Raw genomic sequence first — 19,101 nt, 5'->3', positions numbered from 1 at the left:
ATCAACCCGAACCACCACAGCCGGACAAGCCGGTACGTTAAACTCTTCCATCAGGCACATCCTGCGCCGACTCAGCGAATACCCCCATGCCCCAGACCCTGACGCCCTACACCGACACCACCGCCGCCGAGCAAGTCCTCGACGAAACAAAAACCTGGCTGGAACGCGCCGTGATCGGGCTGAATCTCTGTCCGTTCGCCAAAAGCGTTTTCGTCAAAAAGCAGGTTCGGTACGCGTTGACCGCAGCAAGTACGGCTGACGAATTGCTCGCCGAGCTGGAGCGCGAATTGACCCGTCTGGCCGAAACCGATCCGGCCGAACTGGATACCACGTTGCTGATCCACCCGCTGGCGATGACCGATTTTCTCGACTATCACTTTTTTCTCGCCGAGGTCGATGCACTGAACCGCAACCTCGGCTACGACGGTGTTTTCCAGATCGCCAGCCTGCACCCGCAGTACGAGTTTTCCGGCAGCGAACCGGACGACATCGCCAATTTCACCAACCGCTCGCCTTACCCGACCCTGCATCTTCTGCGCGAAAGCAGCATCGACCGGGCCGTTGCTGCCTTTCCCGATGCGGCGGACATTTTTGAACGCAATATCGAAACCATGGAACGGCTCGGCCACGCCGGCTGGAAAAAACTCTGGCTAAGCTGAGCGTCCGGCAACCATCCGGTCGCGCCCGGCCAGCTCGGGAAACAACCTGATCCAGCCAGCCGCTACCAGCAAGGTGCCGACACCGCCGAAAACCACCGAGCCAACGGCACCGAACAAGGCCGCAGTGGCTCCCGACTCGAATTCGCCAAGCTGGTTGGATGCCCCGATGAAAATCGAATTAACGGCAGAAACCCGGCCGCGAATTTCATTCGGCGTTTCCAGCTGAACCAGCGTCAGGCGCATCACGACGCTGATGTTATCGGCCGCTCCGCTGAACACCAGCGCGCCGAGCGACAGCCAGAACGAATTCGACAGGCCGAAAACCACCGTCGCCAGCCCGAATATGCCGACCGAACCAAACAGCCAGCGACCGACCCGGCGCTGAATCGGCCAGCGCAGCAAGGCCAGCGACATGAGCAAGGCCCCGACTGCCGGGGCGGCGCGCAACAGGCCCAAACCTTCCGGCCCGACATGCAGGATGTCGCGGGCAAAAATCGGCAGCAGCGCCGTCGCCCCGCCGAGCAGCACGGCAAACAGGTCGAGCGAGGTGGCACCGAGCAGCAGCTTGTTGTTCCAGACAAACTCGACGCCGGCCAGGATGCTGCGCAAGCCGGGCGGTTCAGTCGAAGGCTGGTGCGCTTCGTGCACACCGAACATCAAGCTGAAAGCAACCATCAGCAAGCCGGCCGAAGCGGCATAAACCACTGTCGCCCCGCCGACATACAACAAACCGCCCAAAGCCGGGCCGCAGATAACGGCAGCCTGCATGCCGGTCGAGCCAAGCGTCACGGCACGTTCGAGCAGATGCACCGGCACCAGCATCGGAATCAGCGCCTGCTGGGTCGGCATCTGGAAGGCACGCGCCGCACCGAGCACGACAGACAGCAGCAAAATCAGCTCGCGCGACATGAACCCGCCTTGCGTACCGCCGACCAGCAACAAGGCCACCGAGGCCTGCACCAGCATGCACACGGCAAAAATCCGGCCGCGCCGCCAGCGGTCGACCAAATGGCCGGCCGGCAAGGTCAGCAGCAGGGCGGGAACAAACTGGAACAGCCCGACCAGACCGAGATCCCAGGCGCTTCCGGTGATGTCGTACATCTGCCAGGCCAGGGCAACCATCAGCATTTGCTGGGCAAAAACACCGGCCAAACGGGCCAGCCAGAAAAACATGAATTGCCGCTGGGCGAACAGTTCGGTCAGTGTGGGACGGGTCATCGGCGAAGCATAGCAAACCGGGCTGCGCCCGAAGCGATGGGGCGGGTTAAAATACGCCCCCCATTAAGCGCCCCCACGGATAGACACCATGCTGCGCCTGACAGAGATCAAGCTCCCGCTCAAGAAATACACCGACGACGATCTGCGTAACGCCATCGTCGAACGCCTGGCCATTGCCCCGGTCGACCTGCTGAATTTCACGGTTTTCCGCCGTGGTTACGATGCCCGCAAACGCAGCAACATCCTCTTCGTGTTCACGCTCGATGTCGAACTGAAGGACGAAGCTGCCGTCGTCAAGCGCCTCAAGGCGGCCAATAACGACGCCCACATCGGCCCGACACCGGACACCCGCTACAAATTCGTCACCCAGGCGCCAGCCAACCTGCCGAGCCGCCCGATCGTCATCGGCACCGGCCCCTGCGGCCTGCTGGCCGGGCTGATCCTGGCCCAGATGGGTTTTCGCCCGATCATCCTCGAACGCGGCAAGGCGGTGCGCGAGCGGACCAAGGACACCTGGGGCCTGTGGCGCAACCACAAGCTGAACCCGGAATCGAACGTCCAGTTCGGCGAAGGCGGCGCCGGCACTTTCTCGGATGGCAAGCTGTACAGCCAGATCAAGGACCCGCAGCACCACGGTCGCAAGGTGCTGGAAGAATTCGTCAAGGCCGGCGCGCCGGAAGAGATCATCTACGTCAGCAAGCCGCACATCGGCACCTTCCGGCTGGTCAAGATGGTCGAGGCGATGCGCACGACGATTACCGAACTGGGCGGTGAAATCCGCTTCGGCAGCAAGGTCGACCGCGTCATCATCGAGAACGGTCAAGTCGAAGGCGTCGAACTGGCCGGCGGCGAAACGATTGCCAGCCAGCATGTCGTGCTGGCGATCGGCCACAGCGCCCGCGACACTTTCCAGATGCTGCACGAGCAGGGCGTTTATATCGAAGCCAAGCCCTTCTCGATCGGCTTCCGCGTCGAACACCCGCAGGCGCTGATCGACAAGGCGCGTTTCGGCCCGAATGCTGGTAACGAACTGCTCGGCGCGGCCGACTACAAGCTGGTCCATCACTGCGCCAACGGCCGTTCGGCCTACAGTTTCTGCATGTGTCCCGGTGGTCAGGTGGTCGCGGCAACGTCCGAAGAAGGCCGCGTCGTGACCAACGGCATGAGCCAGTATTCGCGTGCCGAGCGCAATGCCAATGCGGCGCTCGTGGTGAACGTCAATCCCGAGGATTTCCCCGGTGATTTCAAGATCAATCCGCTGGCCGGCATCGATTTTCAGCGCCAGTGGGAGTCGGCCGCTTTCGTTGCCGGTGGCAGCAGCTATGCCGCGCCGGCCCAGCGTATCGGCGATTTTCTGGCTGGCCGGCCGTCGACCGCGCTGGGCGAGGTCGATCCGTCCTACCAGCCCGGCGTGCACATGACCGATCTGTCGAGTTGCGTGCCGCCTTACGTGATCGAAGCGCTGCGTGAGGCGATTCCGGCTTTCGAGAAGCAGATTCGCGGTTTCGCGATGGCCGATGCGGTGCTGACCGGCGTCGAGACGCGCACCTCGTCGCCGATCCGCATCACGCGCAATGCCGAGTGCCAGAGCCTGAACACGCGCGGCCTTTACCCGGCCGGCGAAGGTGCCGGTTACGCCGGCGGCATCCTGTCTGCTGCGGTCGACGGCATCAAGGTGGCCGAACAGGTGGCCTTGAGCATCGTCGGCCAGAAATCCGCCGGCTAAGCCCCCGGACAGGCCAGCGTCGGGTGCCGGCGTTTATCGGACAAGACCTGCCCCCGCCGGCCCGGCCAATTCGGCCAATTCGGCCAATTCGGTCGATCCTGTCCGGGCTGCGGGCGGCCCCCCTGCGGCTGGTGCTGCTGTTGGCACTCCCGCTGCCGGCGCTGGCCCTGCCCGGTTTTGCCGAGGTCAAGGCCGGCTACCGAACATCCGATGCCACGCTGCTGGCCCGCGACGGTCAGCCGCTGCACCGCTTGCGGCTCGACAAGTCGGTTCGTCGCCTGGACTGGACGCCACTCAAGGAAATCTCGCCGGCCCTGCTGCGCGCGGTGATTGTTTCCGAAGACAAACGCTTCATGGAGCACGACGGGATCGACTGGCAGGCGGCCGGCAAGGCGGCGTGGACCAACTTCTGGGGCGGCCGGACACGCGGCGCCAGCACGCTGACCATGCAACTGGCCGGACTGCTCGACGAAGATGGCCAACGGCGCGGTCGACGCAGCTTTTTGGGCAAAATCAGCCAGTCGACCGCAGCACTACGCCTGGAAGGTTTCTGGCGCAAACAGGAGATTGCCGAGGCCTATCTCAACCTGGTCAGCTTCCGCGGCGAACTGGTCGGGGTCGGGGCCATGAGCCGCCAACTGTTCGGCAAATGGCCGCACGGCCTCGACGAACGCGAAGCGGCCCTGGCCGCTGCCCTGCTCCGCTCGCCCAATGCCGCGCCGGCACTGGTCGTCAAACGCGCCTGCAATCTGCTCAAGGAAATGAACCGGGCCGGGGAATGCGAGGGACTCGACGGTTTTGCCACGCAGGCGCTGAGCGGAAATCTCCGATCGACCGAGGTCGACCGCAGCGAACTGCCGCAAAGCGCGCCCCATCTCGCCCGCAAACTGCTCAAACAGCCCGGCGAGCAAATTCGCTCAAGCCTCGATGCCGATTTGCAGCAATTTGCCGGCGATGCCTTGCGCCGCCACCTCACGGCACTGCGCCGGCAGAATGTGGAAGATGGCGCCGTGCTGGTGCTCGACAACGCCAGCGGTGAAATTCTCGCCTGGGTTGGATCAAGCGGCGATCTCTCCGGGGCCGCCGAGGTTGATGGGGTCACGGCGCTGCGCCAGGCCGGCTCGACGCTGAAACCTTTTCTCTACGCCCTGGCTTTCGAACGCCGCAACCTGACGCCGGCCTCGCTGCTTGAGGACGCGCCGCTGACGCTCGATGCCGGCAACGGCCTCTACGCCCCGCAAAACTACGAACCAGATTACAAAGGCTGGGTCTCGGTCCGCCGGGCCTTGGGCGGTTCGCTCAACGTCCCGGCGGTCAAGACACTGGTTCGCCTCGGGCCGGAACGCTTTCATCAGCGACTCAAGCAAACCGGCTTCGCAAGCCTGAAGGAGAGCGGCGACTGGTACGGCTACAGCCTGGCGCTCGGCTCGGCCGATGTTTCCTTGCTGATGCTGGCCAATGCCTACCGCACGTTGGCCAATGCCGGCCAGTGGGGGCCGCTGCGCGCCACGCCGGGCAAGACAGCCAGTCCGCCCCCCTGCCAGCGCGAAGGGTGCAGCGGCGTGTTCAACGCACCGGTTCGCGCGGTCTACAGCCCGGCCAGCAGTTTTTTGATCGGCCACATCCTGTCCGACCGCAGCGCCCGGGCCGGCACCTTCGGGCTGGAGTCGTGGCTGGCAACGCCCTACTGGACAGCCGCCAAGACCGGCACCAGCAAGGACATGCGCGACAACTGGTGCGCCGGCTGGTCACGCCGCTACACCGTCGCCGTCTGGGTCGGCAATGCCGGCGGCAGCCCGATGCACGATGTTTCCGGTGTCAGCGGCGCGGCGCCGGTCTGGCGCGAGGTGATGGACTGGCTGCATCGCGGCGATGCCCGGCACGGCCGCTCAAAAATCGACAGCCGCCCACCATCGCCACCGCCCGGTGTGGTCAGTCGCTCCATCCGCTTTGAGCCACCGCGCGAACCGGCACGCGAGGAGTGGTTCATGGCCGGCACCGAAAGCAGCCTGATCCGTGCGGCCGACAACCGTGCACTGGCCCGTATCGCCTACCCGGCCGAGGGCAGCATCATCGCGCTCGACCCGGATATTCCACCGCAGCACCAGCGCATCCCGCTGCGTCTCTCAGCCCCTGCTGGCAACCACTGGCGCTGGCAACTCGATGCACAACCGCTCGGCCCGGCCGACCGCCTCAAGCACTGGCTGCCGCAACCCGGCAAACACCGGCTGACCCTGCACGACGCGCAAAACGCCCTGATCGACAGCGTCACCTTCGAAGTCCGGGCCCTGCGCAGCCGTCGCTGAAGCAGCCGTATCGACCAATATAAAACATGAACAAATTTGTAGAATAATCTACATTTTATTAAACTAACTTCCATGAACACATGGATTGCACTGATCACCAGCCTGCCCACCGAAAACGCCACGGCACGCATGCGCGCCTGGCGCAGCCTCAAAGCCTCCGGTGCTGCGGTTCTCCGGGATGGCGTCTACCTGATGCCGGAGCGACCGGATTGCCGGGCAACGCTGAACACGGTTGCTACGGAAATTCGTGAGGCGGCAGGAAGCGCGCTGATGACTCGCCTTGACGAGCCCGACAATGGCAATTTCATCGCGCTGTTCGACCGCAGCGCCGATTTTGCGAGCCTGCAGAGCGACATTGCGCTGGCCCATGACGGACTGAATGCAGGCTCAGCCAACGAGATCCAGAAGCAGGCGCGCAAACTGCGCAAAGCGTTCACCCATCTGGCAGCGATTGATTTTTTCCCCGGCGAAGCCCAGAAACAGGTCGACGAATCATTGCGCCAACTCGAACAACGGACAGCCCGCTCCTTGTCGCCCGATGAACCGCATCCGGTCGATCAAGCCATCGTCCGCTTGAGTCGGCAGGATTACCAGGGACGGCTCTGGGCAACCCGGCAACGCCCCTGGGTCGACCGGCTGGCCTGTGCCTGGTTGATCCGTCGGCTCATCGACCCGCATGCCGAAATCCGCTGGCTGGCGACACCGGCGGATTGCCCCGCCGAGGCGCTGGGCTTCGATTTCGACGGTGCCCGGTTCACGCATGCCGGCGCCCGTGTCAGCTTCGAAGTGCTGCTGGCCAGCTTCGATCTGCAAACACCGGCCCTGCAACGACTAGGGGCCTTGGTCCATTTTCTTGACGTGGGCGGCATACAGCCGCCGGAAGCCGCCGGCATCGAAAGCATACTGGCCGGTTTGCGCGACACCATTCCCGACGACGATCGGCTTCTGGCCATCGCCAGCAACATTTTCGACGGATTGCTCAGCACCTTCGAGAAAGACCGGCCATCATGACCTCGCCCCTGACCGACAACAACGACCCGCATGCAATGCAAGCCGCCGAGGTCAGCCTCTGGCAAGCCTTCATGTTCTGGCTGAAGCTTGGCTTCATCAGCTTTGGTGGCCCGGCCGGGCAGATCGCCATCATGCACCAGGAGCTGGTCGAGCACCGCCGCTGGATATCGGAACGCCGTTTCCTGCACGCGCTCAACTATTGCATGGTGCTGCCGGGGCCGGAGGCCCAACAGTTGGCCACCTACATTGGCTGGCTGATGCACCGCACCTGGGGCGGCATTATTGCCGGCGGCCTGTTCGTGCTGCCTTCGCTGTTCATCCTGATCGGCTTGTCATGGGTCTATATCGCCTTCGGCGACATGCCGCTGGTCGCCGGCCTGTTCTACGGCATCAAGCCAGCCGTCACCGCCATCGTCGTTCAGGCGGCACACCGTATTGGCTCGCGCGCCTTGAAAAACAATGTGCTGTGGGCCATTGCCGCAGCCTCCTTTGTCGCCATCTTTGCCCTCAATGTCCCGTTCCCGGCCATCGTCGCAGTTGCCGCAGCGATTGGTTACTGCGGTGGACGCATCGCACCGGGCAAATTCCAGGCCGGCGGCGGACATGGCCAGAGCCATAAATCCTTCGGCCGGGCGTTGATCGACAACGATACGCCAACCCCGGAACATGCCTTGTTCGCCTGGCACAAGATGATCAAGGTTGCACTGATCGGCTGCCTCCTGTGGCTGGTCCCGATGGGCATGCTGACGGCCGCTTGCGGTTGGGAACACACCCTGACGCAGATGGGCTGGTTTTTCACCAAGGCAGCGCTACTGACCTTCGGTGGCGCTTATGCCGTGCTGCCTTACGTCTATCAAGGGGCGGTCGGTGGCTATGGCTGGTTGTCCCCAACCCAGATGATCGACGGTCTGGCACTCGGCGAAACGACGCCAGGACCGTTGATCATGGTCGTCACTTTCGTCGGCTTCATCGGAGGCTACCAAAGTGCAGAAATGCGCGCCGCATTCGGCCCGGACGGCCTGTTTCTGGCCGGCGCCGTCGCCGCCACGCTGGTCACCTGGTTCACCTTCCTGCCGTCCTTCGTATTCATCCTGATGGGTGGCCCATTCATCGAAACGACCCACAACGACCTGAAATTCACCGCACCGCTAACAGCCATTACTGCTGCAGTGGTCGGCGTCATCCTGAACCTGGCCTTGTTCTTCGGTTATCACGTCCTATGGCCGAAGGGGTTCGAAGGTTCGTTTGAGTGGGTATCAGCACTGATTGCGCTGGCTGCCGCAATTGCCCTGCTCCGCTTCAAGGCGAACGTCATTCATGTAATTGCCGGCTGCGCCGTGATCGGCTTTGCACTGAAAACACTGGGGTATTGAAACGGAGCCTCAGCCAGCGAAATATTGCGGGAGTTGACTGTCCAATCTCATCACAACTGGCCGCAGAATATCTGTGTAGTGAGTAGAAGCAATCAGGCAAGAATCGGCCACAAGCAGACGTTCTGTACGAGCCCGGGATACAATTCCAAATCACTATCTTTGGCAATAGATATGCGTTCCTTTTTTGTATTCACGTACCTCCTCATGTCTCTTGCACAAGCACAAGCCACCAGACTTGAGGATTTAATCGAAACAGAAGGACCTTTAGAGGAACTTATTCTTAGGGCCGAGGCTGGCGAAACCAACGCACAATTGAAGCTTGGAGTACGTTATCTCGACGGTAAAGATGTCGAGCAAAATTCTCTTACAGCTATTACTTGGCTGGAACGCGCATCACAGCAAGGTAGTGCTCAAGCGATGTTCACTCTGGGTAATATTTACTATTTTGGACTACAAGGTTTACAAGAAAACCGAACGAAAGCTTTAAGTTGGTATGAGAAAGCTGCAAAGGTCGGTCATCCGGAAGCGGCTTTTAGGCGTGCAAAATTAGGCCATTCTTTTGAAGCATTGAGTTGGTTTCTTATAGCGGCAAACGCGGGACATGCCTCAGCACAATATGAAGCAGGTATGGCTTACTACCAGGGGAGGGGCACATCGACAAACTACCCTGAGGCTGCCCGGTGGCTTAAAGCTAGTGCTCAACAACAGTCCCCGGAGGCAAGTTTTGCTCTTGGGATGCTGTACCGGTTTGGTCAGGGGGTGCCACAAGATTACAGGGAGGCTTTTTCCCTATTTCAAACAGCTACAAAACTTGGGCATCAGGAAGCAATACTGCAAGCTGGTTTGGCCACGCAATCTGGCAGGGGGACACCACAGGACAGATTTGCTGCTTTCAAAATTATTCGGACGTTGGCGAAGACAGGGCACCTTGAGTCAATCATCGAATTGGCAAATTGCTATGAAAAAGGACTCGGAGTCAAAAAAATGCCCTTTGTTGCACATTCTGTCTATAACTATTTAGCAACAAAGTATCCTTATTACCAGCTGGTTGTTGACAAGAGGTCAGCATTAACAACAACGCTTTCAAGTTCTGATATAAATAAGAGTCAGGACCTGACACGCTATATGCTGAAAGTAGAGAATGTAGTCGATGCACTTGACATCGCCCTCCTAGACAAACCAACTCCAATAAAGAGGCACTCGCTTTAGTGCCTTTTTTTTGGGATGCATAGTTTCCGAATTCCTGATTGGCAGTTTTGGATCGATTTAAGCCAACCAAGTCGAATGCAATCCGGCACTCAACAGAACGCAACTTCACATCCGCCACCCCGGCAGCCAGACCAAGGCGACCAAAGGGCGCTCACCGGCTGGCCATCAAGCGCAGGCCCAGTCCGACAAAAATTATGCCGCTCAGGCGATCCATCGCTACGCCGACACGCGGGCTGGCATTGACCCACTGGCCGACCGCCCCGGAGAAGTAGCCCAGCAAGCCAAAAATGACTGCTGCTTGCAGGGTGAAGAGAATGCCCAGCGTCGCCATCTGGACGGTCACACTGCCATTGGCCGGGACAACGAACTGGGGCAGGAATGACAGGAAAAACAGGATGACTTTCGGGTTGATCACGTTGGCCAGAATGCCTTTCAGAAACAGCGCCCCGGATGTCTTTCGATCACTGCCATCACCCTTGATGCTTGCGCCCCCTGCACTGCGCAGCGCATTGATACCGAGCCACACCAGATAAAGCCCGCCGCAAATCTTGAGCACGCTGAAAGCCTCGACGGAAGAGGCGATCAACGCGCTGACGCCGACAACCGCCAGCAGAGTGTGACTGAGGCACCCCAGCGCACAGCCCAATCCGAAGGCAATCCCTTCCCGGCGCCCCTGGGACATGCCGATGCTCAAGACCATCAGGTTATCCGGGCCCGGCGCAAGGGTAATCAAGGAGGCGGCCAACAGGAAACCGAAAAGCTGTTCGACGGATAGCATGGATAACTCGGCACGAATGAATCCGGCCAGTGTAACGTTTCTTCTCTTGGCGCAGGATCAAGTCCCGAAACGCTTATTGGCCGCCCGCCACAAGTTTGCGCTTACAGCTCGTAACCGAAGGAGCGAATGATGCCTCTCGCTTTTTCGCCCTTCAGATAGCCGATCAACGCCACGGCTCCCGGATTGTTGCGGCCCTTGTTCAACAGCACCGCATCCTGGCGAATCGGCGAGTAATGCCTGGCTGGTACGATCCACGCCGAGCCGCCCGTCAGGGTGCCATCCTTGAAGACCTGCGAGAGTGCGACAAAGCCGAGTTCGGCGTTGCCCGTGCTGACGAACTGATGGGTCTGGGTAATATTTTCCCCCTGGACCACCCTGGCTTGCACCTTGTCGGCAAGCCCCATGGCTTTCAGGGTTTCCATCGCGGCAGCGCCGTAAGGTGCCGTTTTTGGATTGGCCAGCGCAATGTGCCTGAAATTCCCTTTGGCCAGAACATCCCCCTGGCTATCGACATAACCGGGGGCGGCAGACCAAAGCACAAGCTTCCCGATCGCGTAGGTAAAACGAGTTCCCTTGACGGCCTGGGCTTCGTTTTCGAGCTTGGCCGGGGTCTCGTCGTCAGCCGACAAGAACACTTCGAAGGGCGCGCCATTGGTGATCTGGGCGTAGAACTTTCCGGTTGCACCGAAGGCCAGCGTCACCTTGTGCCCCGTATCCTTCTCGAATTCGCTGGCAATTTTCTGCATGGGAGCAGTGAAATTGGCTGCTACGGCAAGCGAAACTTCCTCGGCCGTGGCTGCTTGAGCCATCAGAAAAGTCGCCGCCAGGACTGACAGGGTTGAGTAAAAACGGATCATGGCTGTTTTTTCCTTACGAAACATTCAGGCCGGCACCCCAAGGATGACGCTCGATGCCTTGAAGACAGCGATTGCATCGACACCGACCGCCAGTTCGAGACGGGTGACACTTTCATTGGTCACCATCGCCGTGATGCTGGTGCCGCCGGGCAGCTCGATCAGCACTTCGGTGTTGACGGCCCCGGGATGCAGGCGGGAAACCTTGCCGGCCAGCTGGTTGCGCGCCGAGAGTCGCAAGCCGGCGTGCGGTGACATGACCATGACCGACGGCGCCTTGATCAGCGCGTAAACCTCGGATCCCGCGGTCAACGCCAGATTTTGGGTACTTTCGCTGGTGATGGTAGCCACCAGGCGTTCGCCACCGGGCAGTTCGACGTCAATCTCGTCATTGACCGCCCCGAATTTGATGGCAGCGACAGTGCCGAGGAACTGATTGCGGGCGCTGGTTTTCATGCTGAGTCTCCTGATCATAATAAAGTCATCGACGAGGCCTTGGGCCTGTGCGCTGAGTTGCTCGATAAAGCGTTTGTGCTCTTCCTCGATATGGCGGAAATTGGTGATCAGTTGCCGACCGCGCTCGGTCAGCCGCGTCGATCCGCCGCCCTTGCCGCCTGTCGTACGCTCGACGAGTGATTCTCCGGCCAGCGAATTCATCTGGTCGATGGCATCCCAGGCCGCTTTGTAGCTCATCTTCATCGCCTTGGCGGCCTTGGTGATCGACCCCAGTTCGGCAACCAGGGCCAGCAGTTGCACCCGGCCATGCCCGCCGAAACTATGCTCACCGACCGACATCCAGAGGCTGCCCTTCAGGGCAATAGCTTGTGCGTCATCCATCATGCTCAATTCCCTGAAAAACAAGTTCGATACGAATCACATTCCCCGCAGGCATGGCCCACACGGGTTCATGCCTTGCGCATGATGAACTGCCTCCGGTGTTTCGTTATATATAAAATAATATAACGAAATCCAGCCAAAATAACGCCAAGCCGCCATCAATCGATCCCGATCAACGCTCGGCCGCAGCCTGGGTGCTGGATGCAATTGCCCTGACCAGTCGCTGCACGCACGCTGCGATCATGCCTTCCTCAAGGTTTCCGTAGCCGAGCACAAGCCCGTTACAACGCAGCGGCGCTCGCGTGTAGTCACCCAGCGCGCGAACGCCCAGCCCCAAACCCGCCGCATGCCTGACCACGTCGGCGTCGCGTATCTCGTTCGGCAACCACATCACCAGATGCAGTCCGGCTTCACCGCCCGAGAGTTCGAGGGATGGCCCGAAGGCATCGCGCAGCGCCGTGCGCAATGCAATTTGTCGCGCCGCATAACGTGTGCGCATGCGACGTAAATGCAGGGTGTAGTAGCCACGCAGGATGAAATCCGCCAGTGCGCGCTGTTCGACCCCCTGCCCGGCACGCGTCGCCTGACCGGTGGCCCAGGCAAAGTCGGCAGCCACGGCACGCGGCAGCACGAGATAGCCGAGACGCAGGCCGGGGTACAGCGTCTTGCTGAACGTACCGACGTACACAACAGGAGCATCCGCTTGCAAGCCGAACAATGCAGGTGGTGCCGGGCCGGCACGACGAAATTCACTGTCGTAATCATCCTCGATGATCCACGCACCGATGCGCTGCGCACACTCGATCAATGCCAGGCGGCGGGCCAGCGACATGACGCGACCGGTGGGATACTGGTGCGATGGCGTGATCGTGATCAGGCGGGGAGGATGCTCGTCCCAGTCCTTCTCGTCGGGAGCCAACCCTTCGGCATCGACCGGAATGTCATGCACACGCAGCCCGGCCAGACCGAATGCGACACGGGCGGCAAGATAACCGGGGTTCTCGGCCCAAACGATATCGCCGTGATCGCCGAGCAGTCGGGCGCAGAGGTCGAGAGCCGCCTGCGTTCCACTGGTAATGACGATTTGCGCGGCGTCGACCGCGAAACCGCGAACTGTGGTGAGATGGCCGGCCAGCGCGGCACGCAATACCGGATCACCGCCATGCGCCGCATAGCCCAACTGGCGCCAACCGGCGTCATGCCACGCACGCTCAAGACAGGCGCGCCAACGGCGGAAGGGAAAAGCGCCATAGTCCGGCGCACCGGGCGCAAAGGGCAGCACCGCAGCTTCACGCGCCGGTTCGGGTTGCAATGCGGCAGCAGCGCGGCGGGAGAGTTGCAGCGCGGTGGCAGGCGCCGCCGGACTATCCGTCGAGGCAAGGCCCCGGAGCGGAAACGAGGCCACACGCGTTCCCTGGCAATCGGCCAGCAGACATCCCTCGGCAAGCAGTTGCTCGTAGGCAAACAGCACGGTGTTGCGCGCAATGTTCAACGACGCAGCCAGGCTTCGACTGGCCGGCAGACGCGTGCCCGACACGAGTTGGCCCGACAGGATGGCGTCACGCAAACGGTGATAAATCACGCGTTGGCGCGACATGCGTTCGGGCAAAGGCGGGGCAAGCAGCCAGTCAAGCTCCATCGTGGCTCCATAAATAAGCAGAATCGTGGCACTGCAAAAGGTACCACGATCTCCTTAGAGTACGGCCATCGACACCTCTTGGAGCACTACCATCATGACTGACAAATCGACAGCCCCTTCGCCACGCACCCGCATCCGTCGCAAACCCGAGCGCGCAAACTACGACACCGACACCATCGCAGCCATCGTCGATGCCGCGTTGATGTGCAACGTTGCCTTCCAGATCGATGGATCGGTACACGCCATTCCCACGCTCCACTGGCGCGATGGCCAATACTTGTACATCCACGGCGCCAAGGCGTCACGCATGCTCAAGGCACTGACCGAAGGCGAGGCCTGCCTCACCATCGCGCTGGCCGATGGCCTGGTACTGGCACGTTCAGCCTTGCACCACTCGATGAACTACCGCTCGGTGGTGATTTATGGACGTTTTGAAGCCGTCACCGAGCCGCTGGAAAAACAACGCAGCCTGCAAGCGCTGATCGATGGCCTGTATCCCGAGCGGTGGGAGACGCTGCGCCCAATCAGCGACAAGGAACTGAACGCCACCAGTGTGTTGCGGATAGCGCTGGACGAAGCCTCGGCCAAGGTGCGCAACTGGGGCGTGAAGGACGACGAAGAGGATCTGGCCTGGCCTGTCTGGGCCGGGGTGATCCCGTTGCACACTCGGCCTGGCACACCGCTTGTGGAGCCGGACAGCAAGGTCGGCGCAGTTCCCGCCACCCGCTTTGACTGGCGGAGCGAAAACTCATTTGAATCCGAATGAATGCTCAGGCTTTTGGCGTATCGGTGGCTGAGGAATCTGCCGTTGGGTCCGGGGCATCCTCGATGCCCCAGTCGCCCCACAGGTACCAGTCGTCGCCCAGCATTTCAGCCGGATGCTGGGTACGTCCCGAACCATTTCCACACTGCAGATCCTTGGTCGGGCAATATTTATCGCACCCCCAACAAATACGTTCAGGGTGTTTGGGATGCAGGGGAAATTTCTTGGCCATCGAACGCTTTGAATATCCGGCAGAAGAGACTTTCAATCGATACAGCAATACTAGACCGGCCAGGCGGCAAAAGATTTGATGCCCAGCACAAAACAGAACGCACCCAGCGCTTAACCATTAGCGTATATATAACTCATTGATGTACTTAGCTGAGTCACAATCGTGACTGACGGCACAACGATGGGAAGAAAAAAAAATGGACCTTCAAAAAAAATTCAGCAATCGCGAGCTGGAAAAAATAGTCGAAGAAGCGGGTATTTACATGTGCGCTTGCCCCGGGCAGGTTGCCAGTGAAATTCGCGGACTACGCAGCCTGATTCGTTATCAGCGGGACTGCATCCAGAATGGGAAAACACAGGAAATAGTCCATCGGACTATCGAGGCATCCGCCAAGGAAGCGCACACCGTGATGGAGAGCTGCCTCGAACAGGTGCTGGCGTTAGAAGGCTGGGACCGTGAAACGCTCAAGATGCCAGCGGGCCTTCGCAAATTGAGGGATGACCTGATCAACGAGGCCGAGTAGAAATTCTGTATCGTCACAAATTCGACACGGCCTTGACCAAAGGACATCGCCAGCCTTGACAGCATTGTGCCGCGCACAACCTTCAGGGTTTGACCACCACGCTTGCCAAGGATTTTTGCCATGCCGCATCACCGACGCCTGATTTTTCTGGTTGCCCTGGCCATGACGGCTTTTGCCGCCAATTCGCTGCTCTGCCGACTGGCGCTGAAAACAAGCGGAATCGATGCCGGCAGCTTTACCGGCTTGCGCCTGGCCAGCGGGGCGCTGGTACTCTGGCTGATCGTCCGCTGGCGCGGACCGGCCGGTCCGGCTGGCGGCAGTTGGGCGGCCGCGACGGCGCTCTTCATCTACGCTGCCGGTTTTTCTTATGCCTACATCCAGTTGCCGACCGCGACCGGCGCCTTGCTGCTGTTCGGGGCCGTGCAGGTGACGATGATTGGCGTCGGCCTGTGGCGCGGCGAGCGTTTGCAGGGCTGGCAAATGGCCGGACTGGGGCTGGCCGTCAGCGGCCTGCTGGCGCTGCTGACCCCGGGACTCAGCGCACCGCCCCCCGATAGCGCAGCCCTGATGCTGAGCGCCGGCGTAGCCTGGGGAATTTACTCCCTGCTCGGCAAGCGGCTGGGCAACCCGACACTGGCGACGGCCGGCAACTTTCTGCGCACCCTGCCGTTTGCCGCCCTGCTCAGCCTGGCCACACTGCCGCTGGCCCGCCTCGACAGCGCTGGCGTGATCTATGCCCTGGCCTCGGGCGGCCTTGCTTCCGGCCTCGGCTACGCACTGTGGTACGCCGTATTACCGAGCCTGGCCGCAACCCACGCGGCCACCGTGCAACTGAGCGTGCCGGTGCTCGCCGCCCTTGGCGGCATCCTTTTTCTCGGCGAGACGGTCAGTTGGTCCCTGGCCCTGAGTTCGGCAGCGATTCTCGGCGGCATTGCACTGGTCATCGGCGGCAAGGAGCGCCCGCGCTGAACCGAAACGGGCTGCGCGGCCTGCCTGCCTTGTGGCACACTGCCGGCCATGCATGCACTTCCTCACCTTTCCGCGGTCGACTGGCTTTCGCTGGCCATTTTCTTTGGCAGCTGGGCCGGTTACGGCTGGTTTTCCGAACATAGCCGCTGGGGCGCCAAGGGGCTGATCGGCACCAGCCGGAACTTTCGCCTGCAATGGGCTTACCAGATGCTGGCCCGCGATACGCGGGTGATGGATTCAACGCTGATCGGCAATTTGATGACCAGCGTTTCCTTTTATGCCAACACGACGATCTACATCATCGCCGGCATGGTGGCGGCACTGGGCGCCGCCGACAAGCTGATCAGCGTCACCGCCGAACTGCCTTTCGGTGGCGCGGGCAATCGTGAATTGCTTGAAATCAAGCTGATGTTGCTGCTCGCCAGCTTTGTATTTGCCTACTTCAAATTCACCTGGTCGCTGCGCCAGTTCAATCTGCTCTCGATCCTGGTTGGCGCCGCGCCGATGGGGCAGCAAGGCGACCCCAAAATCGATGCTTACGCACAGCGAGTTGCTGGTGCCAACAATCTGGCCGGCGACGACTTCAATCGCGGCATCCGCGCCTACTATTTCGGGCTGGCCGGCTCGGGCTGGCTGCTCCACCCAGCTCTGCTCGGTGCGCTGGCCATCGGCGTCCTGATCATTCTCTACCGCCGCGATTACGCCTCGCCGGCCCTGGCCGTACTACGCGACTAGGCCGGCAACGCCGTGAATTCAAAAACCCATCTGGCCGGCATCGGCTTCGGTCTGCTGGCCTACGGCATCTGGGGCTTTTTCCCGCTCTTCTTTCGCCAGCTGGCGCATGTTTCGCCGATGGACGTACTGTCGAACCGCGCTGTCTGGGCCTGCCTGTTTGTCGGCCTGCTGCTGTCGCTGCGCGGCAACTGGGGCAAGGTCCGCGCCGTTTTCCGCCAACCCAGACAGTTCGCCATGCTCGCCCTGGCCGCCCTGCTGGTCGGCAGCAACTGGCTGGTTTTCCTGTGGGCCGTGGCCAACCAGCAAGTCGTTGCCTCCAGCCTCGGCTATTTTCTGACGCCGCTGGTCAATGTGCTGCTCGGCCTCGCTGTCCTCAAGGAAAGACTGAACCGGCTGGAGTGGATTTCAGTCGGACTGGCACTGGCCGCCATTGCCAATGAAATCATCACGCTCGGCAGCCTGCCCTGGGTCTCGTTGATTCTGGCCGCCACCTTCGGCACCTACGGGCTGGTGCGCAAGCAAGTGCCGGTCGATGCCTTGTCTGGTCTATGGCTCGAAACCCTGGCGATGCTGCCGGTCTGCCTGCTGTATGCCCTGTGGCAAAGCCAGCAGGGCCACAGCGTTTTTGTCACGGCGGACACGTCGACCGCGCTATTGCTGGTTGGCGCCGGGATTCTGACTGCGCTGCCGCTGATGGCTTTCGCCGCCGCAACACAACGACTCGACCTGGCCACGGTCGGCATGCTGATGTACATCAACCCGACAATGCAATTCTTCACCGCCGTCTGGGTATTCGGCGAGCCGATGCAAAGTGCGCGGCTGGTCAGTTTCGGCCTGATCTGGATCGGCCTGTTTTTCTTCAGTTGGAGCGCCTGGCAGAAATACAGGAATCTCGGCTGATGTCGCCCCGCCTGATCTACGCCATCGTCTTCATCGAGGGATTCTGCTCGCTCGGCGCCGAAGTCATTGCGCTGCGCCGGCTGCTTCCACACATCGGCAGTTCGATCATTGTCACCGCGCCGACCATCGGCTTCTTCCTGCTTGCGCTGGCCCTCGGCTACGCCGCCGGAGCGCGCGTAACCGGCAACTACAGCGCCATCGTCGGGCGCAATTTCCTGATTGCGGCACTGCTGGCCGGACTGGGCCTGGCCAGTATCAGTGTCGATGGGCTGTTTGCCCACCTGCAACCGGTCCTCGTCGCTTACCTGTTTTTCATCGGCGGCATCCTCTGCCCGCTCGCCTGGCTGCTTGGCCAGACCGTCCCGATCCTGACCAACTTGATGCAGCACGCCCGAACCGGCGAAGCCAGCGGCACAGCACTTTACTGGTCTACGCTCGGCTCCTTTCTCGGCTCGCTCAGCCTGTCGCTGCTCGTCATGCAATGGCTCGGCGTCTCTGCCGCCATCCTGGCCTGTACGCTGTGCCTGCTGATCGGCGCCGGGCTGCTCGAACGGGGAAATCCGAAATTTGCCCTGGCAACGGCGTTGACCGCGGCACTCGCCATCGGCTTCAACATGCAGCAGGCCGTCACCGCCGACACCGCCTATGCCGATTACACGATCAGCCCGGTCGACCTGCCAAAACAGCAGAATCCGCGCGCTTTCTGGGTCAACCAGTCGGCCGCCTCGCTGATCGACGACAGCGAACCGCCCAACTACACGCGCTATATCCGACATCTGCGCCAGATCCTGCTCGACGATCTGGGCTTCAGGGACAAACGCATCCTCGTCCTCGGCGCCGGCGGTTTCACGTTGTCGCACCGTGAGCCGCTCAACCACTACACCTACGTCGATATCGACCCGGCGATCCGCGAAATTGCCGAAAAACACTTCCTGCACGAAGCCGCGCGCGGCGAGTTCATCGTGGACGATGCCCGACGCTTCATCGCCACGACAGACCAGCGTTTCGATGCCGTCGTGGTCGACGTTTTCAGTTCGCACACCTCGATCCCAAGCCACCTCGTAACCCAGGAATTCTGGCGCGCGACACGCCGCGTCATGGCGCCGGATGGCGTATTGCTGGCCAACCTGATCCTCGACGGCAAGCTGGAAACACCGTACGCCCGCAATCTGCTGGCGACCATCGAACATGTTTTCGGACGTTGCGCGGTCGACGTGCTGCACAAGGCAAAAACGCTGGCGAACGTTGAACTTACTTGCTTTGCCTCCAGCCAGCCGATTGCCACCGGCATTTATGCTGACGAAAAGAACCGGGCCGACCTCGACCGCCTCCGCTGAACCACCCGAAACAAGGGAAATCGCCAATTGAC

At 60.9% G+C, this 19,101-nt stretch carries 18 protein-coding genes; 12 read left to right on the top strand and 6 right to left on the bottom strand.

The features are described 5' to 3' along the window. Window positions 1–86: 86 nt before the first annotated feature. A complete protein-coding gene (locus KI614_RS05500; protein WP_226408411.1) occupies window positions 87–659 on the top strand; it encodes a DUF1415 domain-containing protein in 573 nt (190 codons plus the stop codon). On the opposite strand, the gene KI614_RS05495 is transcribed toward KI614_RS05500, so the two are convergent. Continuing rightward, window positions 651–1,877, bottom strand: coding sequence for an MFS transporter (locus KI614_RS05495; RefSeq protein ID WP_226408409.1), 1,227 nt, complete (start codon window positions 1,875–1,877; stop codon window positions 651–653). The genes KI614_RS05500 and KI614_RS05495 overlap by 9 nt on opposite strands. Window positions 1,878–1,965: 88 nt before the next feature. Between KI614_RS05495 and KI614_RS05490 the strand changes: the two genes are divergently transcribed. From KI614_RS05490 to KI614_RS05470, 5 genes are all read left to right on the top strand, one after another. Then, complete coding sequence (locus tag KI614_RS05490; protein WP_226408407.1) at window positions 1,966–3,603, top strand: NAD(P)/FAD-dependent oxidoreductase; 1,638 nt, start codon at window positions 1,966–1,968, stop codon at window positions 3,601–3,603. A 131-nt stretch (window positions 3,604–3,734) separates the two neighbouring features. Continuing rightward, complete coding sequence (pbpC, locus tag KI614_RS05485) at window positions 3,735–5,909, top strand: penicillin-binding protein 1C (protein ID WP_413464178.1); 2,175 nt, start codon at window positions 3,735–3,737, stop codon at window positions 5,907–5,909. Window positions 5,910–5,981: 72 nt separating this feature from the next. Next, window positions 5,982–6,920, top strand: a complete 939-nt coding sequence (locus KI614_RS05480; RefSeq protein ID WP_226408405.1) for a chromate resistance protein ChrB domain-containing protein — start codon at window positions 5,982–5,984, stop codon at window positions 6,918–6,920. After that, window positions 6,917–8,293 (top strand): chromate efflux transporter, encoded by a 1,377-nt coding sequence (chrA, locus tag KI614_RS05475; RefSeq protein ID WP_226408404.1) that lies wholly within the window; start codon window positions 6,917–6,919, stop codon window positions 8,291–8,293. The genes KI614_RS05480 and chrA overlap by 4 nt, the downstream gene beginning before the upstream one ends. A gap of 204 nt (window positions 8,294–8,497) precedes the next feature. After that, complete coding sequence (locus KI614_RS05470) at window positions 8,498–9,502, top strand: tetratricopeptide repeat protein (RefSeq protein WP_226408403.1); 1,005 nt, start codon at window positions 8,498–8,500, stop codon at window positions 9,500–9,502. A gap of 151 nt (window positions 9,503–9,653) precedes the next feature. On the opposite strand, the gene KI614_RS05465 is transcribed toward KI614_RS05470, so the two are convergent. The 4 genes from KI614_RS05465 to KI614_RS05450 form a co-directional block, all read right to left on the bottom strand. Then, complete coding sequence (locus KI614_RS05465) at window positions 9,654–10,280, bottom strand: LysE family translocator (protein ID WP_226408402.1); 627 nt, start codon at window positions 10,278–10,280, stop codon at window positions 9,654–9,656. A 101-nt stretch (window positions 10,281–10,381) separates the two neighbouring features. Continuing rightward, a complete protein-coding gene (gene modA / locus KI614_RS05460; protein WP_413464177.1) occupies window positions 10,382–11,137 on the bottom strand; it encodes a molybdate ABC transporter substrate-binding protein in 756 nt (251 codons plus the stop codon). A 24-nt stretch (window positions 11,138–11,161) separates the two neighbouring features. Next, entirely contained in the window at window positions 11,162–11,974 is an 813-nt protein-coding gene (locus KI614_RS05455; RefSeq protein WP_226408401.1) for a TOBE domain-containing protein, read from the bottom strand. A 169-nt stretch (window positions 11,975–12,143) separates the two neighbouring features. Continuing rightward, window positions 12,144–13,610, bottom strand: coding sequence for a PLP-dependent aminotransferase family protein (locus KI614_RS05450; protein WP_226408400.1), 1,467 nt, complete (start codon window positions 13,608–13,610; stop codon window positions 12,144–12,146). Window positions 13,611–13,704: 94 nt separating this feature from the next. On the opposite strand from KI614_RS05450, the gene KI614_RS05445 reads away from it, so the two are divergent. Further along, window positions 13,705–14,376, top strand: coding sequence for a pyridoxamine 5'-phosphate oxidase family protein (locus KI614_RS05445; protein WP_226408399.1), 672 nt, complete (start codon window positions 13,705–13,707; stop codon window positions 14,374–14,376). A 4-nt stretch (window positions 14,377–14,380) separates the two neighbouring features. Here KI614_RS05445 and KI614_RS05440 read toward each other — a convergent pair whose 3' ends face one another. Next, window positions 14,381–14,605 carry a DUF3079 domain-containing protein gene (locus KI614_RS05440; RefSeq protein ID WP_203469090.1) on the bottom strand — a complete coding sequence of 75 codons (225 nt, stop codon included), beginning with the start codon at window positions 14,603–14,605 and terminating at the stop codon, window positions 14,381–14,383. A gap of 196 nt (window positions 14,606–14,801) precedes the next feature. Here KI614_RS05440 and KI614_RS05435 point away from each other — a divergent pair, with 196 nt between their 5' ends. The 5 genes from KI614_RS05435 to KI614_RS05415 all read left to right on the top strand — a co-directional run bounded on the left by KI614_RS05435 (window position 14,802) and on the right by KI614_RS05415 (window position 19,069). Continuing rightward, complete coding sequence (locus KI614_RS05435; RefSeq protein WP_226408398.1) at window positions 14,802–15,128, top strand: hypothetical protein; 327 nt, start codon at window positions 14,802–14,804, stop codon at window positions 15,126–15,128. A gap of 120 nt (window positions 15,129–15,248) precedes the next feature. Next, complete coding sequence (locus tag KI614_RS05430) at window positions 15,249–16,097, top strand: DMT family transporter (RefSeq protein ID WP_226408397.1); 849 nt, start codon at window positions 15,249–15,251, stop codon at window positions 16,095–16,097. Window positions 16,098–16,145: 48 nt separating this feature from the next. Then, entirely contained in the window at window positions 16,146–16,832 is a 687-nt protein-coding gene (locus KI614_RS05425; protein ID WP_203469088.1) for a DUF599 domain-containing protein, read from the top strand. A 12-nt stretch (window positions 16,833–16,844) separates the two neighbouring features. Continuing rightward, on the top strand, window positions 16,845–17,732 hold the full coding sequence (rarD, locus tag KI614_RS05420; protein ID WP_226408396.1) for an EamA family transporter RarD: 888 nt from the start codon (window positions 16,845–16,847) through the stop codon (window positions 17,730–17,732). After that, window positions 17,732–19,069, top strand: coding sequence for a fused MFS/spermidine synthase (locus tag KI614_RS05415; RefSeq protein ID WP_226408394.1), 1,338 nt, complete (start codon window positions 17,732–17,734; stop codon window positions 19,067–19,069). The genes rarD and KI614_RS05415 overlap by 1 nt, the downstream gene beginning before the upstream one ends. Window positions 19,070–19,101: the final 32 nt, after the last annotated feature.

The organism is Dechloromonas denitrificans (genome assembly GCF_020510665.1).
Classification (GTDB): Bacteria; Pseudomonadota; Gammaproteobacteria; order Burkholderiales; family Rhodocyclaceae; genus Azonexus; species Azonexus denitrificans_B.
This window is presented reverse-complemented; position numbering and strand designations above follow the sequence as displayed.

Excerpts from the sequence above, each read along its gene's own strand:
- KI614_RS05435 (WP_226408398.1), top strand. The coding sequence starts at position 14,802 with ATGGACCTTCAAAAAAAATTCAGCAATCGCGAGCTGGAAAAAATAGTC.
- KI614_RS05445 (WP_226408399.1), top strand. The coding sequence starts at position 13,705 with ATGACTGACAAATCGACAGCCCCTTCGCCACGCACCCGCATCCGTCGC.
- modA (WP_413464177.1), bottom strand. The coding sequence starts at position 11,137 with ATGATCCGTTTTTACTCAACCCTGTCAGTCCTGGCGGCGACTTTTCTG.
- KI614_RS05490 (WP_226408407.1), top strand. The coding sequence starts at position 1,966 with ATGCTGCGCCTGACAGAGATCAAGCTCCCGCTCAAGAAATACACCGAC.
- KI614_RS05465 (WP_226408402.1), bottom strand. The coding sequence starts at position 10,280 with ATGCTATCCGTCGAACAGCTTTTCGGTTTCCTGTTGGCCGCCTCCTTG.
- KI614_RS05480 (WP_226408405.1), top strand. The coding sequence starts at position 5,982 with ATGAACACATGGATTGCACTGATCACCAGCCTGCCCACCGAAAACGCC.
- KI614_RS05500 (WP_226408411.1), top strand. The coding sequence starts at position 87 with ATGCCCCAGACCCTGACGCCCTACACCGACACCACCGCCGCCGAGCAA.
- KI614_RS05425 (WP_203469088.1), top strand. The coding sequence starts at position 16,146 with ATGCATGCACTTCCTCACCTTTCCGCGGTCGACTGGCTTTCGCTGGCC.
- KI614_RS05455 (WP_226408401.1), bottom strand. The coding sequence starts at position 11,974 with ATGATGGATGACGCACAAGCTATTGCCCTGAAGGGCAGCCTCTGGATG.
- chrA (WP_226408404.1), top strand. The coding sequence starts at position 6,917 with ATGACCTCGCCCCTGACCGACAACAACGACCCGCATGCAATGCAAGCC.
- KI614_RS05415 (WP_226408394.1), top strand. The coding sequence starts at position 17,732 with ATGTCGCCCCGCCTGATCTACGCCATCGTCTTCATCGAGGGATTCTGC.
- KI614_RS05430 (WP_226408397.1), top strand. The coding sequence starts at position 15,249 with ATGCCGCATCACCGACGCCTGATTTTTCTGGTTGCCCTGGCCATGACG.
- KI614_RS05470 (WP_226408403.1), top strand. The coding sequence starts at position 8,498 with ATGTCTCTTGCACAAGCACAAGCCACCAGACTTGAGGATTTAATCGAA.
- KI614_RS05450 (WP_226408400.1), bottom strand. The coding sequence starts at position 13,610 with ATGGAGCTTGACTGGCTGCTTGCCCCGCCTTTGCCCGAACGCATGTCG.
- KI614_RS05440 (WP_203469090.1), bottom strand. The coding sequence starts at position 14,605 with ATGGCCAAGAAATTTCCCCTGCATCCCAAACACCCTGAACGTATTTGT.
- KI614_RS05495 (WP_226408409.1), bottom strand. The coding sequence starts at position 1,877 with ATGACCCGTCCCACACTGACCGAACTGTTCGCCCAGCGGCAATTCATG.